The 19,305-nt window shown below is 39.2% G+C and carries 2 protein-coding genes; both read left to right on the forward strand.

Annotation, left to right across the window (positions count from 1 at the left end; translation table 11 throughout):
- Positions 1-52: 52 nt before the first annotated feature.
- Positions 53-9,763 (forward strand): LamG-like jellyroll fold domain-containing protein, encoded by a 9,711-nt coding sequence (locus tag B5488_RS08245; protein WP_079734839.1) that lies wholly within the window; start codon positions 53-55, stop codon positions 9,761-9,763.
- A gap of 149 nt (positions 9,764-9,912) precedes the next feature.
- Positions 9,913-18,951 (forward strand): PKD-like domain-containing protein, encoded by a 9,039-nt coding sequence (locus B5488_RS08250; RefSeq protein ID WP_079734840.1) that lies wholly within the window; start codon positions 9,913-9,915, stop codon positions 18,949-18,951.
- The last annotated feature ends 354 nt before the right edge of the window (positions 18,952-19,305 follow it).

Here is a 19,305-nt window from a genome sequence, read left to right on the forward strand (position 1 = left end):
TTTAACCCTTTACCCCCTACGTATTTTTTTAACCGGCTAATCCATTACAACTATGGGAAAAATACTACTCCTAATATTTTTAATCATAATAGTTCCATTTGGGGTGTACGGGCAGGCTTGTCCCACCTCATTAAGTATAAGTTCCAACCCAGGCAGGGAAATTTGTACAGGAGAAGAAGTTACTTTCAGCGCTGCTGTAGATACCGGCAGTGGTCTTAACTATCTATGGCAAATTAATGGCGTTGCCGCAGGAACTAACACCCCGCAATTCACAACTACAAACCTTGAAAATAATGATCGTGTAAGGGTTATTGTTACAAGTAGTGATGATGAAAATTGCAATCTTACCAGTGATTATATTCAGATGACGGTGAACACTGTAAGAGTAGGAAGCCTTGTTATTCAAGCCAGTCCTGCGGAAATTTGTCCTGGGGATGAAATGAGTTTTAGTATAAAATCTTCCTCAAATACCGGAACCAATCCAGTTTATCAATGGCAGGTTAATGGACAAAACCAGGGATCTGGAAGTGTTTTTTCCGCGAATTTAGCTGAAGGAGATAACGTACAACTTTTAGTGAGCTCAAGTTTACCCTGTACGGAAGATTTTTCCAGTAATGTTATTAGCGTTAGCGAAAAAGACGGGCCGCCGGCAAACATTGGTAATATCCAGGGAGAAGCAAGTATTTGTCCGGGTGTTAGTACCACGTATAGTATTTCAGCAGTAAATTTTGCTAATTCCTACATATGGGAACTTCCCACAGGTTGGTCAGGTAGCAGTACCGGAACCAGTATTGATGTAACTCCCGGCAGCCAGGGAGGAGAAATTCGCGTAAGAGCTTTGAATGATTGCGGGGAAAGTGAGCAGACACTTTCTGTAAACGTTGAACCGGGTGTTCCTGGCCAGCCAGGAACTATCACCGGAAATACGGAAGTATGTCCCGGTACTACCCAAAGTTATTCAGTAAATGAAGTTCAAGATGCAGAATCATATCAATGGGTTTTACCCAGCGATTGGAGCGGAAGCAGCACGACCAATACCATAGACCTTAGCACCGGTAATCCAGGTAATGCAACTATAGAAGTAATTGCAATAAATTCTTGCGGGGATAGTGTTGTACGCACATTAAATATTACAGTGCAACCAGGCACCCCAAATAACCCGGGAGCCATTTCAGGAGGAACAGAGGTTTGTCCAGGCATTGAAGAAACCTATTCCATATCTTCAGTTATAGATGCTGAGAGTTATAATTGGACAGTACCAGCAGGTTGGACTATAAATGGCGATGCAAGTTCAAATCAAATTAGCGTAACCACCGGGAATTATGATCAAAACGGAACCATTAGCGTTACAGCTGTAAATTCCTGTGGTGAAAGCGAAGCAAATAGTCTAGCAGTAAATGTAGACTATGGAACTCCTCCCCTACCCGGGGAAATAAACATGGAGATTGCAGAAGGTTTCGAAGTGATTTGTCCTGAAAGTTCTTTAAGTTTTTCAATTCCTGAAATGAATGAAGCTGAGTCGTACACGTGGGACCTTCCCCAGGGCTGGACTATAGTTTCAGGTCAGGATACCCGACAAATCCAAGTTACCAGTGGGCAGTATGGAGAGAGTGGAGAAGTTAGTGTTTCAGCAACTAATAACTGCGGTACCGGTAATTTGCAAACCCTGGAGGTAAATATTGATCCACCTGCCCCACTAATTGAGAATATCCAAATAACCGGGGAAGTTGAAGTTTGTGCAGATGCAACCCAACTGGAATATAGTATTCCCACTATTAGTCACGCTGATTCTTATGAATGGTCATTACCATCCGGCTGGGTAATTACTTCTGGACAAAACACCAACAGCATTATGGTTAGTGCTTCCTCCTCTTCCGGGAATATTGAGGTTTTAGCTAAAAATGAGTGTGGTGAGAGCGAGACGGTTAGTCTTCCCGTGGTATCTATAGTTGGAGTACCAAACCAACCTGGAAGCATAGTTACAGATCTTGGAATAGACGCTATTTGCCCACCGCGGAATAATATTTCATTTAGCGTTCCCAATGATCCTGAAGTGGATTATTACCGCTGGGTATTACCTTCTGGCTGGGAGATTGCAAGCGGAGAGAATACCAGTAATATTTTAGTTAACGTCACCAATAGCGCTCCTTATACCAATGAGATTGTAAAAGTAGTCGCTGGCAATATCTGTGGTGAAAGTTCTGAAAGTCAATATGCTGAAATTACCGTTTCAGATTTTGTAATTACCGATCTTGGCGAGAATCAAAACTTGTGCTCTACAACAACGGCAGTGCCAATTAAGGTAATTATTGAATTTGGAGGTTTCAAAAAATTTAAACCTGCATTTTCACATAATGGAGGGGGAAGCTTTACAGATATTCCACCTATTACAAATAATTACCCTAATAAATTTACTATCCAATATATACCAACTTCAGCCGATTTTGGTCAGGAAGTAACTATCACAGTGAATGTGCCAGAACCAGAAACCAATAAGAACGATCCCGATGCTTGTGGAGATGGTTATGCTGAAGTTACTCTCTACTTTGCACCAAACCCTACGGCCAGCTTCCTAACAGAGAATCACGATATTTGCGAGAATTCAGCTACAGAAATCTCACTTTCGGGAACTCCCAATACTCGTATCACCTATACTGAAAATGGAACTTCTAAAACCATAGATTTAAATGAAAATGGGGAGGCTGTGTTTAATTCTGGAAATCTTTCAGAATCTACCACTTATAAATTAGTAAATGCTTCTTACCTGGAAGTACCAACCTGCGACCAAACACTTTCTGAAAGTCTTGAAATAACCGTAAATCCGGTTCCAACGGTAGAATTACTATATGAAAATGCTATTTTTTGTGAAGATGATACCGTAACTAAAGAAGTGGTTTTTACAAATCCTATAGGAGCATACGAAAACGGAACATTTAGCGCCGAAACCGGACTCGAGATTGATTCTGAAACCGGGGCAATAAGTCCTTCCGCTAGTGAACCGGGAGATTACACCGTTACCTACATCATTCCGGCAAGTTTAGGCTGTGAACCGGTAGAAGTAACCACTCCAATAAGCATTAGTGAAATTCCTCAAGTAGATTTTAGTTACGAAACACCTTTGTGTTCGGCTGGTGATGTTGCCACCGCTGTAACTTTATCGGGCAGCGGCAATTACGAAAATGGATTATTTACCGCTGAAGCTGGCTTATCTATTGATGCTAACACGGGAACAATAAACCCAGGTGAAAGCACCCCAGGAACTTACACGGTAATCTATACCACGCATGCTGCCGATGGTTGTAATGAATATGAATTTACAAGTGAGGTAGTGATTACCGAAATTCCTACTCCTGAAATTTCTTATGATTTCCTTGAATTCTGTAAGGGTAATTCTGCAACTTTTACTCCCGGAATAATCGGAGGTGGAGAAATAATGGGAGGTGCTTTTTCTGCGGCTCCAGGTTTGGCGATTAATTCTGAAACCGGGGCAATAAATCCGGCTAACAGTGAGCAAGCAACTTATACAGTAACCTATACATTAGAAGGCTCAGCAGGATGCGAGCTGGTTGCTACAGAAACTGATATTGTAATTACTGAATTCCCTGCAGCAACTTTAAATTATGCCGGGCCTTTTTGTGCTTCAGAAAATACACCTCAACCGGTAAGTTTTTCGGAAATAAGCGGAACCATAGAAGGTGGAAGTTTCTCAGCTTCTCCCGCAGGACTTTCAATTGATGAAAATTCCGGAGAAATTCTTCCCGGCTCTAGCGATCCCGGAGATTATACGATTACTTATACGACGCCAGCCGCAGGGGGTTGTGAAGAAGTACTGCTAACAACAAATGTTAGCATCACCGAAATTCCATATGCAAACATTTCTTATAATGCTCCATTTTGTACTTCAAGCAATGAAAACTTTCCTGTTAATTTTGAAGATACACCTGAAGCCTATCAAACCGGAACTTTTTCGGCAAGTACTGGGTTAGTAATAGATAGTGTTGGGAATATTAATCCTGCATCAAGTGAACCCGGCCAACATACCGTAATATATACGCTGCCTGATATAGATGCTTGTGCCGCTTCAGAAATTACAACTACTATCACAATTTATGAAGCCCCTGCGATTACTTCGCAACCATTTAACGTAGGCATCTGTTCTACCCAACCCAGTGAACTTGCAGTAGTTGCTGCAGGAGATGAACTCCAATATCAGTGGTTTCAGGATGGCGAAGCAGTTTCAGGAGCTACCGAAGCCACTTTATCTTTTAACAATACCACCTCGCAAAACGCCGGTGATTATTATGTTGAAGTTAGCGGTCCGGCAAGTTGCACACCGGTTATTTCAGATTCCGTTACCCTAAACGTAGATGAAGATATTATAATAGAAGAACCAGTGACGGAAGTACCAATTTGTGGGGATGGTTTTTCAGAAGTTTCCTTTAAATTTATAGCCCACGCTAACGGTGCCGCACTGAATTTCACATGGTTCAAAGATGGAAATCAAGTAGATAATTCCGATGAAAATATTACAATTACTACGCAACCAGCCGATGAAAATGGCAGGTATGAAGGAACTTTAGAAATAATAAATGTTACAACCGATTATAATGGGGATTATTATGTGGAAATCCAGGGACCTTCCGAGTTTACTTGTTCTACAGCAGTAACTAATCCTTTTCAATTACGTTTAAATGAAGTTCCGGAACCACCTACAATAGAAAATTTTGAATATTGCCAGTTTGAAGAAGTTCCGGCTTTAACCGTAGTATCGGGTGAAAATCTTACCTGGTACTCAACTGAAACTGGCGATGACGCTTTTTCTGAAACTCCCGTACCGAATACCAACGAACCCGGTGAAACCATTTATTGGGTTAGTCAAATGCCAGATGTTTGCGAGAGTGAACGTGTAGCAGTAAGTGTAAATATTAAAGAAAAACCCGCAACTCCTGAAACTACTATTCTTATAGAATATTGTAAAGGCGAGACAGCCAATCCCCTTGAAGCTGTTGTAACTGGAGCGGCAAACTTAAACTGGTATGATGTCAATGAAAATGTGCTTTCTGAAGCACCACTGCCCAATACTGAAAGTGTGGGAACGTATCAATATTACGTTTCACAAAGCCTAAATGATTGCGAAAGCGATAAAGTTGCTATTGAAGTGATAATTCATGAGTTACCGGAAGTTAGTATAAGTCCTTCAGAAACCCTGGTATGTGCGGCAACCTTGGTAACATTAACTGCCGAGGGAGCTGATACCTATGTATGGTATAATGAAGCCCAGGAAGAAATTGGCACTACCGCTTCTCTTGATGTGAACCCTGAAATAACTACTACTTACAAGGTGGTTGGTACTGGAACAGGAGAATGTTCTAACACCGCTGAAACTACCATTGAAGTAAATCAACCCAGCGATGCCGGAACAATATCTGAAGCCACCAATGTTTGTATTGGAAATAATTCTGGAGAAATTTCGGTTTCAGGCATTAATGGCGAGGTAATTCGTTGGGAATTTACTAAGAATAATGGTGAAACCTGGGAAATTCTAGCTTTAGAAGAAGCGGAAATTTCTACAAGCTACATTTATCAAAACCTTATCAAAACCACCGGCTTCAGGGCTGCAGTACACAATGGAGTTTGTGAGGAAGCCATTTCAGAAATAGTTTATATACAGGTAGATGAATCTCCTATTAGTGGAGAATTAAATTTCGAAGGATACGAGCGTTTATATACTACTTGTGAAGATCCGGAATTTTTAGAAGACCTGGTTCTTTCCGGTCACACCGGCCAGATAGTTGCCTGGAAATACAGAACTGCAACTCAGGGTACTTTCCAAACCATTCCAGGAGAAACCGGGACCACACTTCCTTCTTCGGTAATAACAAATTTATTAGGCAATGAAACACTTATTTTTCAGGCAGAAGTAATAAACGGAGCCTGTACTATCCCTGTGCTAAGCAAAACTGCCATTTTAAGTGTGATTTCATCTAATATTGAACCCGCTCCAGTAACTGTCAGTGAAGATTTAATTTGTTTGGGAACCGAAGTTACTCTAAGTGCAGAAACGGGTTATGAGTCTGGTGATGGAGTGAATGATAGTGGTAATTTTGATAATGCTTCTATAGACCAGAACGGCGGCTGGAGAATAAAGGATTCTGATGGAAACCTGGTAAATTTTGAAACCAGCGCCAATAACACCAACCCAAATATTTGGAAAAGGTTGACACCTCGTGAATTTATTACCGCAAATCTCTCTTCTCCCTACAATACCTCCATGCAAAGATTTGATCACGGTTTAGATGATGGAAACAAAGGTTTCTCTCTGGTCTCTGGGAATAACACATCCACTATGGAGACCAACGTTTTTGCTTTAGACGGAATGGACTCAGGCATTTTAACTTTTGATCAGGCTTACAACCTTACTGAGGGAGCTTCTATTGAAGTTTTAATTTCAACCAATGGCGGTAATACTTATACCTCATTATATAGTAATAATGGTGATCCTTCAAGTGGAAATTATAATGATTTTGCTTCTGGAACGCCTACTTCCAGACCTGAGAATAAAATTGAAATTGATGTGGGAAATTATATCGGACAAAACAACCTAAGGATAATGTTTAGTTTCGTTGGAGCAAGACAGGGGGATATTTGGGCTGTAGATAATATTATTTTACCAGACGGACCACAAAACGTTGGGATCGTGTGGGAAGATACTACTGATCCTGAAACTCCCGTGGTGATAGGAACCAATAATTTAGAACCATGGACACCTACTGAAATTGGCTGGAATGTTTCTGTAATTACCACTACTCTAGAATATACAGGCGGTTCTTGTCCCACAGCCACTAACAACGAAGAAATCAGGGTTTTTGTTTATGACCAATATACTTCTAACGTACAAGCTGAAACCGGAAGCTGTGGAAATTACTCTGCACAATTAACCGCAACTGTAATTAGTGAAGCTCAAGGGGAAATCACCTCCTATCCTACTCAGGATGGTTATATTGGCAAATGGGTAGTGGAAGGCCCTGAACCCTACGAATTTTCAAATATTGATTCAGAAGATGAAAGCAATCCAATAAACAATCCTAATGTAATTTTCACCTCCACAGTGGAGAGCCCTGAAACCCACAAGCTTACCTGGGTTTTAGAACCTACCGAAACAGATGAAAACGGGATTCTAATTGAAAACGAAGCTTGTCTACCAATTTATGAACCGGCTGATGTTGTTTTTGAAGACTGTATTGCCCTTGATTTTGATGGCATAGATGATTACGTAGATTTAGGAGAATTCTATACAGGAAATTACAGTTTAGAGGCCTGGATTCGGCCTGAAGCTTCAACAGGAACTATTATTAGCGGGCCTAACTTTGAAATTAATTTAGAAAACTTATCTGCAGGAATTAATGCAAATTCCCGTTGGTATCATATTGCTGTTTCAAACAACACCCTTTACGTAGACGGAATTGAAAGCGGTAGTTTCAACCTGGGAAATGGCGGAGAAAGAACCCTTATAGGTGCCAGCTGGAACAATACCACCTCCAGCGCTGAAAATTATTTTAGCGGATGGATAGAAGAAGTTAGAATTTGGAATACTCCAATTACTGTAGACCAAATAAGGTTTATGATGAACCAGCGTCTTTACAACAACGGTACACAAATGGGTGTAGAAATTCCCGTGAATGTGCCTGGCGGACTAAGTTTTGAGAATCTGGAAGGCTACTATCAACTTCTTGCAGAACCAGACTTAGTCGCCGGTGGAACCACTCCCGATTTGGCACAAAATGCCGTTCCCGGCAGACTCAAAAACATGGAAACACTTCAGGAAAATACAGCGCCTCTCCCCTATACTTCCAGAATAGACGGGCAAACCTGGGCTACCGATGATACATGGACGAATTTTGAAGTATGGGATGCACCAAACAGCACCGGAATTTCAGGAGCACCAATTGATTGGAATATTGTGAGAACCAATCACAATATCGCTTCAGGAAATAAAGATATTACGGTTTTAGGCTTGTTATCAGAAGAAAAAGAATTAGAAGTTGTCGACCCCGGCGATGCGATGGATGAATATAATAATGGGAAATTTCTACGGGTTACCCATTATTTACAACTGAATGGAATAATAGATTTAATAGGAGAATCCCAGCTCTTACAGGATGAGGGCAGCATCCTGGAAGAAACCAGCAGTGGTTTTTTAGAACGCGATCAACAGGGAACCCGCAACAGTTTCAACTATAACTACTGGAGCTCGCCGGTTAGTTTGCAAGGCAGTGGTAACAACGCTCCCTACACCATTTCTACCATTTTACGAGACGGAACAAATACTCAAAATCCTGTCAACATAGATTTTAGAGGAGGACATCCCGCAGCCGACCAGGCCCGAACTTCTCCAATTATAATTAGTGCCTACTGGCTACACGCTTTTAACGGAAGAGCCAATCAATACGGAGACTGGCAGCATATTGGTGCAAACGGCACGCTTAACACTGGGGAAGGCTTCACGATGAAAGGAAGTTCGGGTACGGCTTCTATACTCGATGAACAGAATTATGTTTTCACAGGTAAACCTCATAATGGTAATATTACACTAAGCATTGGCCAGAATATGAATTACCTGGTAGGAAACCCATATCCATCGGCTCTAAATACGCATGAATTTATACTGGATAATCTAAAAGATGTTAGTGGCGGAAGAAATTCACATAATATTTTTAATGGGGTGGTTTATTTTTGGGATCATTTTGGAGCCGAGAACACACATGTACTCCGGGAATATGTAGGTGGTTATGCAGCATATTCGCTGGCCGGCGGCGTGCAGGCAATTTCAAATGATTATCGTATAAATGCTAATGATGCCAAGGGTACAAAAACTCCACAACAATTTATTCCTGTGGGACAGGGTTTCTTCTTAAATACGCGTTTAGATGAACAAAATTTAGGGAATATAACAATCGCAGGAGGAGATGTTATATTTAAAAACTCCCAGCGCCAGGGTGTTAAGGAAATTTCAGGCAGTTCAATTTTTCTTAAACCGCTTACCAAAGGAGAAAAAATTAAAACTCAGGACAGAGATGAAAGAGCTAAAATTAGGCTTAAATTTCATTCACCAAAAGGTTATCATCGTCAAATTTTAGTTACCAGTGATGTTAATACCAGTAATGGTTTTGATCTTGGTTATGATGCGCCGTTAATAGAAAACAACCACGAAGATATGTACTGGCTTATAGACTCCTCAAAAGTGGTGATCCAGGGAATTCCCAATTTTGCAACAGACCAGGTTTTACCCATTGGCATAAAAATAGCCGGGGAAGGATATTTTAAAATTCATATAGATAGTCTTGAAAATTTCCCAGAAGAAATTCCGGTTTATCTGAATGATAAATTACTAGATACTATTCACGATTTAAAGGAACGTCCCTATGACGCAATCTCCCAGCCGGGTAAAATTCACAATAGGTTTCAGTTAATTTTTGATAATATTAATGAAATTCCAGAGATCCCGGAAAAACCAGATTTAAGTTCAACTATAGATTTTAAATATAATGACGAAACCCAGGAACTTAGAATTGATAATCCCGAACTTATTGAGATATTTGAGGTTCTTGTATTTGATTTAGGCGGAAAACTTGTACAGACACATACCGATATCCCACCGCAAAAACAGAACATTCTAACAATAAATCCTGTAGGCGCCAGTGTTTATATTGTAAAACTAATTACTGTCAAAGGAAACAGGAATAAAAAGTTTATTATGAAATAGGAAGGTTTTTTCTTACAATTAAACCTTTCATCCTATTTAATTTGCATTTCATCTGATTTTTAGCGAATTAAGCTGAAATTCTGACTTAATTTCTTGTTAAAATAGTTTTTTTATATGTAATTTTACCACTTGTAACATTTTAGTTGCCTATGGGTAAAATTACTCCCCGGTTTTTATTAATAGTTCTTCTTTACGGCTTGTTCATCCAGTCAGTAACTCCGCTATTTTCCAATATTACCTATGGACCGGAAACACCTATTTTAAAAGATAAAAATTCTGAAAATTTCTTTTTTGTTGGTTTCTATTTAAATGCAGCACCAACTATTACCGCTCCTGGTGATAAAACAGTCGACAATAATTCTAGACAATGCTACGCTTCAAATGTAGATTTAGGTTCTCCCCAAACGAGTGGTGAAGGGAACGTAAAGAACGATGCTCCAAACCAATTTCCTGTAGGGAATACTACCGTAACCTGGACCATAACCAATGAAGAAGGAACTGATAGTGACACCCAGGTAATTACTGTTATTGATAATGAAAATCCAAATGTCATTGCACCTGGAAATGTCACCAAAAATACAGACAACAACGAGTGTACGGCGTCTAATGTAAGCCTGGGAACACCAAATACAAACGACAACTGCGGAATAAAAAATACTACAAATGATGCGCCTTCGGTTTTTCCTATTGGAGAAACTACCGTAACCTGGACGGCAACCGATAATTCCGATAATACTGCAACCGCAACACAAACAGTAACTGTAGTTGATAATCAAAATCCTACAATTTCCGCCCCTGCGAATGTGAGCGTAAATACAGATAACAATGAGTGTACAGCGTCTAATGTAAGCCTGGGAGCACCAAATACAAATGACAACTGCGGAATAAAAAATACTACAAATGATGCGCCTTCGGTTTTTCCTGTTGGAGAAACTACCGTAACCTGGACGGTAACCGATAATTCCGATAATACTGCAACCGCAACACAAACAGTAACGGTAGTAGATATTCAAAATCCTATAATTTCCGCTCCTGCGAATCTGAGCGTAGATACTGATAATAATAACTGCACAGCGTCAAATGTAAACCTGGGGACACCAAATACAAATGACAATTGCGGAATAAAAGACACTACAAATGATGCCCCTTCGGTTTTTCCTATTGGAGAAACTACAGTAACCTGGACAGTAACCGATAATTCCGATAATACTGCAACCGCAACACAAACAGTAACTGTAGTAGATAATCAAGCACCAGTTAAACCATCATTACCAGATATCAGTTGGACCTGCGGTACAGAAATCACAGCGTTTCCTACAACAACCGACAATTGCGATACAGAAATAACAGGAACTACTGGTAATCCTCTTGAATTCGACTCATATGGAGAATACATTATAACCTGGACATTTACTGATTCTTCTGAGAATTCGGTAACTGCTGAACAATTAATTTCCATCCCTGAACCTACTGTAGAAATTCCGTCAATTGATGGCAACGAATACTGTAATACGGAGGAAGTTTCCGGTATTACTTTTAGCGGAAATGAATTATCAAATAAGAGATACGAGTGGTTTTACGAAACCAATAGCAATGCAAATATCGGTTTGGCTTCTAGTGGCACAAACGATATTCCTGCATTTACAGCAATTAATAACACTAGCAGTCCTATAGAAGTAAAATTTTCGGTAATTCCTTTTGGAGGTAATTGTGAGGGAGAAGAGAATTATTTTTTTATTACAATTAACCCTACTCCCACTATTACAACTCCCAACGACATTGAAATTTGCAAAGGTGAAACCGTCAATACTATCGATCTTTCAAGTTTTTCGGTAATGGGAAGTACCGTTGAATGGACTAATGATAATCCCAATATAGGCCTTGCCGCTTCGGGCACAGGAAATATCACTTCATTTACAGCAAATAACGACACTAATGAATCGCAAATAGCGACGATTTTATTAACACCTTCGGCAAATAATTGCACGGGCGAAACTCAATCTTTTACTATTGAAGTTAAACCAAACCCAGGATTAGAAACCCCTGTAATCCCGGAACTTTGCAACGGTGCTCCTACAGAGACAATAGATTTATCGGGGAATTTCACCGGGATCACCTATGATATTTCCGGGGGATCTTCTATCGGACTTTCCAACCGAACCAATGTGACGGAAATTCCGGTTTTCACTCCAGTAAATAATTCAGAAATTTCGGTAAATGCCACAATAACCATAACTCCAAAAGCTGACGGCTGTATAGGAGAACCGATTGAAATTCCGTTAACTGTAAAACCGAGCCCGGTAGTAGGCGCCTCATTTACTAATCAAATTTGTTCAGGAGAAATAACAGATATTTCATTGGCAAGTGCTGTAGCCAACACAGGTTTTACCTGGACGGTTGATGCCCCGGCAGGTATTGAAGGCGCAATAAGTGGAAGTTTAGCCGGAGAAGGAATAATTGAACATAAGCTTACTAATAATACTTCCCAGCCTCAAAATGTTACTTATAGAATTAGCCCGGAAGCAGAAGGATGTACGGGATCAACAATTCCGGTTGTAATTACGGTAAACCCAACGCCGGAGTTTGAGGTTATTGAGCCTGAGCCGATATGTTCTCCTGCTGAAGTAGATCTTACTTCTTCCGAAATAACCGTTAGTTCTACCTCATCTTTGACGTTTACCTATTGGAATGATGAGGCGGCTACCGATGAAATTGACGACCCAACTACTGTTAAAGAAGGAACCTATTATATAAAAGCAACAACTAACAATGATTGTTATCTAATCAAACCGATAACAGTACGCGAAAACCCAATTCCTGAATTAACCAGCTCACTTCAAGCTCCTGGATTTTGTTCAGAAACAGCTTTTGAATATGAATTTACCAGTAATGTTCCTGGAATAGGATTTAACTGGACAAGAGAAGCAACAGAAGGAATTTCAACTACTGGGAACAGTGGTTCGGGTGATATAAATGAAGTTATCGTAAATGAAACAACAAATCCAATAGAGGTCATTTATGAGGTAACTTTGATTAGCCCTGAGGGTTGTAGTAATATTCAGGAAATTACAACTACCGTAACCCCTACCCCTCTCCTAACAAGTACACTTACCCCCGAAGGGATTTGTAGTGGCATTAATTTTACTTACGAGCCCACAAGTGAAACAACAGGTACCGTTTTTTCCTGGACCAGAGAGGCTGTAGATGGAATATCCAATCCTCCGGCTAGTGGAACAGGTTCAATCGATGAAATTCTTGAAAACACCACTATTCAACCTATTGGTGTCACCTATACTTATTTTTTAGCCTCAAATAATTGTGAAAACCCCCAGGAATATAAAGTTAATGTCATAGTTACCCCATCTCCAGATACAGAAGTTCAGGTTTCCATTTCAGGTGAAAATAATAAACAAGATGAAATAGAAATTTGCGCTGGTGAAAATATAGACCTATTTTCAACTACCTCTTTTATAGATCACTCTTCATTACCCTTCGAAGTATTAAGTTCTAATTTTAATAATGGAAACCAAGGGTGGAATTTAAATCCAGATAGCGGAAATTTCAGATGGAAACTAACTAGTTCTGGGGTAGAAGCTTACAGAGATGAATGCGAATGGTGGGAAGAATATTTTTATGACTGCCAAGATGAAACAGTAAATTTTAGGTCCAACTCTAATGATCAGTTCTTTTTAGTTAACAGTCATGATTTTGATGGAGATTTTGATAATATAAGATTAGAAAGTCCGGTATTTAATACCCAGGGCTATAATACATTAAATTTATCTTTCTGGCATCATTATAGGGACGGAGGGGCACGTTGGTCAAATCAACGAGACATTGGTTATTTACAATCTAGATATAAGAACAGCAACGGAAATTGGACGACTTGGACGAATATAGACACCTATACTTCAACCGTAGGGGATGCTGATAATTTTGTACAAAGAAATTACAATATTGACAATTTGATTAATCGTGATGCGGTACAAATACGGTTTAGGTATCACAATGCTAATAATGATTGGTATTGGGGAGTAGATAATGTCCTAATTACAGGTAATGGAACTTCTAGCACTCCGGAAGTAGAATGGACATCCAATATGAGCGATTGGACATCAAACGAAGAAAACCCTTCAAATATTTCTACTCCGGAAACTACTACTTACACTGCTACTTATATTAATCCTGAAACCGGTTGTCCAGGAAGTGCTTCCGTAAAAGTAGTCGTAAGGGAACCACTACAACCCAGAATAGTGGCAGACTACTGTTTATTTGAAGAATCCAATAGAATTAGATTATCAGCAGATAGGGAATACGATAGTTACAGGTGGGAATCAGCCGGGGAAAGGATATCCAATAATTCTTCAATAGATATAAGTCTCGCTCAAACCTATACTTTATATGTAACTAGAGATGGTTGTGAAGCTTCGGCCTCTATAACCCCTAATGAAAATTTAATTAGAAATGGAAATTTTGATGATCCCGAATATACCCTTCCCTATAATGAATCAAGAAATTTTGGAGAACGTGATATTATAAGTAATGGAGATGTGTTGTTTACAACACGATACGATTTTAAAGTCAATAGAAATGATAATCCTGATCAATGGGGAGCGTTGGGCCCTGAAGGTACGATGGCTATTGGGGAAGATGCTAACGATTATCATTCCAATTTTAATGGACTTGGTCACGGGGGGCAAGGCAATTTTTTAATTGTTAATGGAGATGTATCCATAGGAAATATAGTCTGGCAGTCTAAAAATCTTCAAATAATTCCAGATACCGATTATTATTTTAGCGCCTGGACAGCTAATGTAAATCCTGCAAGTCCTGCTCGTTTAAGAATTCAAGTTTTAGTAGACAATACTGTAGTAGTTGAAAGTAATTTGGGTGATCTTACCAATGAGCCCGTAGGAAATTGGATCAATTTTTATAACCCTGAATTATGGAATTCGGGTAATAATACAGAGGCAACTGTAAGAATTATTAATGAGAATCCCACTGCAGGAGGAAACGACTTCGGGATAGATGATATTTCATTTTCAGCCTTTAGATCTTTTGATTTCGAATTTACCCCTGAAAATAATGGCCCCATTTGTGAAGATGAAACTATAGAATTGGCAGCAAACCTGGATGGCGGTAGGTTTCCTATAACATTTAACTGGACGGGACCAAACGGCTTCACTAGATCAAAAACCATAAATGAAGAAAGTGAGCGTGTAGCGGCAGATACAATTCAGATCCCGAACGCTACAGCTGAAATGGCAGGGGAATATTCTTTACAAATCACCGATTTCTATGGCTGTAATTTAGAATCTAAAACTACTATGGTAGAAGTAGTTGAAAAAGCCGTGGTTTTTGCCGGAGAGGATATGGAAATTTGCTCCAACGAACCGATTATAGATCTTTCTTCTGCTTCAATAACGCATCCAAGTATAAATTCAGGCTTTTGGAGCACGGCAGCGGGAGATAATTCAAGATTTACCGATCCTAATTTAATCAAGACCACTTACACCCCCAATGAAGACGAAATTGCTTCAGGCGAAATAGAATTAATATTAACTTCTAATGAAGACGCCGGGGCGGTTTGTGAAATTGTAAGTGATACTATAAATATTATTTTCAATATTAGTCCGGAATTGGAACTCATTTCGCAAGATGTAAGTTGTTTTGAAGGAGATAATGGTGAAATAGAAATTAATATAATTGAAAATACCGGCACAGCTCCATTTACATTTCTCTGGAGTGATGGACAAACGGGAAGAATTGCAGAAAACCTGGTAGCTGGAGATTATTATGCCGATGTAACCGATGCTAAAGGATGTACAGTGAGAACAGACACGATTACAATCCAGCAACCTGAAGAATTGATTGTAGGCGCTCCGATTGAATTGGAAGAAGCATCCTGTTTTGATGATTTTGGCGCTGTAGTTTCCATACCTGTAAGCGGCGGACTTTTTGCTGAGGAAACGATTGATCCTGAAAATATTTCTTACATACTCGACATACTAGATGCTGAAGGAAATCAAATTAATTTAGGGCAGGAACAGATAATTTATGATATAGCGACAGAACGCTTTATAATTTCAGGACTGCAAGGCGGAAAAGGATATACCTTCCTGGTAAGTTCCAGCGAGAATTGTGCTGCTGAAGTTAAAACCTTCACAACCCTTACTCCTCCTGAAATAAACGCAGGGGAAGTTCCTGAGATTTCCGAATGTGGAATAAAAACACTTTGGCTAGCTGCTTCTCCTATAGATCCTGAAATAGGCACTGGCTCCTGGTCTTATAATAATGGAGAGACCGCCTTACTTGGTGACCCGGATAATCCGAATACCAGTTTTACAGGTCAACCGGGACAAACATATACCCTTAACTGGAGTGTTTCTTCTGTTGCAAATGAAAGTTGTAGTGTGACCGATGAAATTGAGATCACCTTCCCTCCTTCCTGTAGTCAATTAAACTTTGATGGAATTGACGATTTTGTAGATTTAGGAGACCACTATAATATTAATTCGAGTTTTTCTATTGAAGCCTGGGTAAAACCACATTCAATTTCAGGCACAAAAACTATTTTGTCTAAAAGGTCTGCAGACAATATGAATGCAGGCTATGATCTTTTTCTTAATAATGGTTCCCCAACATTTCGTGTTAATAACAAGAGTGTAGTTTCAGGAAAAAAAATAAATACAGATCGTTGGTTTCATATTGCTGCGGTTTATAATGAGGGCTCAGCTCTTAGAATTTATGTTGATGGTATTGAAATTCAAACAAATACTACAAATATTCCTCAATCAATAGGAGCAACCGAAACCCCTGCGCTTATTGGTGCTGCTTTTATCCCAGATGAAACTATAGAAAGTAAAGATCATTTTGAAGGTTATATTGAAGAAGTTCGATTTTGGAATACAGCAATTCCCATTGAACAAATAAGATTCTTTATGAATCAACGTCTTGAAAAAGATGGTACAAACGTGAGTGGTACTGTACTCGGAAATAATTTGAACTTACCCAACACTCCCCAAACTATTGAATGGAACAAGTTAACGGGTTATTATCAACTTCTTGCACAGAATGATCTTATTAGCGATGGATTTACCGATAACCTTGGAAGTACGGGTGAAACAACCAATGGATTGTTGAAAAACATACAGGAAATGCAGGAAAACACTGCTCCGGTTCCATATATCCTTTACACCAGTGGACAAGAATGGTTTAATAAGACAACCTGGAAATTACCTCAACAATTAAATGGTAAAAATATAACTAAAAGAGATGTCTGGGATCCACCCAGCAGCCAGGGTATTGATAATAGCAGAATAACCTGGAATATCGTAAAGCTTTCTGAAGATATAGAAAATCCAGCCACGCAGAATAACCAAAATAATATCAGCTTATTAGGATTAATTTCTGAAAAGGGAATCCTCAATATGAAAGGTGAGAATAATATGGGACAAAGCCAAACCGGGTTTGGAACCGGAAATGCTTTAACTATTACCCATTATCTGGAGCTAAACGGTTATATTGACCTTAATGGTGAATCTCAATTAATACAAACCGAAGGAAGTAAAATTAGTGGTTCCGGCGGACTGGAACGGGACCAACAAGGTACGGCAAGTAGCTATAATTATAATTACTGGAGTTCTCCTGTTTTACCAAATTCAAATAGCCAGAATTACAAAGTTAACCAGGTGATGAAAGACGGTTCTACCGTGGGCACAAAAGACTTTCAAAATATCAATTTTAAATGGGCGCATACGCATGCCGATGGTGAAAAAGCAAATCCTATTAAAATTAGTGATTACTGGATTAATGCCTTTAGAGCCAGGAAAGCTAACGAATATAGCCAATGGGAACAAATTGGAAGCTACACTGCTTTAAAACCCGGCGAAGGTTATACTATGAAAGGTACAACGGGAGACGCAAAAATAATAGATCTTCAAAACTATACTTTTACCGGATTTCCGAATAATGGCACCATAGAGGTTAGCGAAATTAAGCCGGGACAAAATTATCTTTTGGGCAATCCTTATCCTTCTGCCATTAGTGTTGAAGAATTTATTCTAGATAATATAAAGAAAACTAATACTGTGAATGGCACTATAGGGCGCAATGAACAAAACCTTATTAACGGGGCTGTTTATTTCTGGGATCATTTTGGAGGAAAAACCCATTACCTTTCACAGTATGTTGGAGGCTACGCTACGCGAAATTTAATAGATGGAGTTTCAGCCATTTCTAATGATTCCAGGATTAATGCCACAGGAGCCTCGAGTAATAGACGCGCAGGACCTTATATTCCAGTAGGGCAGGGATTTTTCGTGAATACTACCCTGGATGCACAACCCGGAGATATTGATGACTTTGGTTCTGGTAATATTGTTTTTAAAAACAGCCAGCGTTCTTTTGTAATGGAGCGAGGGCAAAGTTTTTCTTTCTTTTTGCAAGCGCGGGATAACAAAAAAACCAGCAAAAATACTGATGAAAAAAGTGCAGATAGCCGCTATAAAATTAGATTAAAATTTCATTCTCCTACCGGCTATCACCGGGAAATTTTGGTGGGTGCCGATGCCAGAACCAGCCAGGGCTTCGACCTCGGTTTTGATGCCCCTTTAATAGATAAAGGCAAAGAAGATATGTATTGGGTAGTTGGGGAAGGAAAATATGTAATCCAAGGGGTACCTCATTTCAACCTCGATCAAAGGTTACCTTTAGGTATTAAAATTGCCGAAGAAAATGAGTTCAGTATAGAAATTAGTGAACTTCATAATCTTCCTGATATTGTAGAAATCTATTTGCGTAACAATAGTGACAGCACGTATCACGATTTACGAAAAGAAGCTTTTAAAGACACTCTACCCGCTGGAGAGTACCAGGATTTATATGAAATTGTTTTTCAGGATATAACCACCACCCAAAAAGACGAAAAACTCGGTGAAGAAACTGTAGACTTCTATTATTCAATGGAAAACAGGGAATTTGTAATTAGCAATCCCGAATTTCATAAAATTGAGCATATAAATATTTACAATATTACAGGCCAACTGGTAGATCAGCATTTTGGAATACCAGACATTAAAGAAATTCATATTCCGCAGAAGAAATCTTTAAGCTCAGCGGTTTACATCGTAAAAGTTTTTACCAGCGCCGGAGACTATGCCAAAAAGGTAATTATTAGGAAAGACTAAGGTTATCATTTAATACTATATCCGCTTTTTATTCAGAATTCTTTCAAAAATTAATCAAGAGTTTTTTTAACCGTCCTCTTTAATATTTGCGACACCTAACCAGGCTCCCCCTACTAAAAACTAAGCTATTTTGTAGTTTTTCTACCCTTCATTTTTTCCTGGTGCTTTCTAAAATCTGCTAAATCCATCCCTATAATTATTTATAAAATTATAATTCCCTGAGCTCTTTGAAATATGAAAAGTTATAAGAAAGTCATCATTCTAAAAATGAAAGTTTTTTCCTACATAATGATATATTACATTCGTGAACAAATGCCTTTCAACTGATATTAAAGGTTTTATATCTACAATTTT

This window comes from Salegentibacter salegens, assembly GCF_900142975.1.
In the GTDB taxonomy this organism is placed as follows: Bacteria; Bacteroidota; Bacteroidia; order Flavobacteriales; family Flavobacteriaceae; genus Salegentibacter; species Salegentibacter salegens.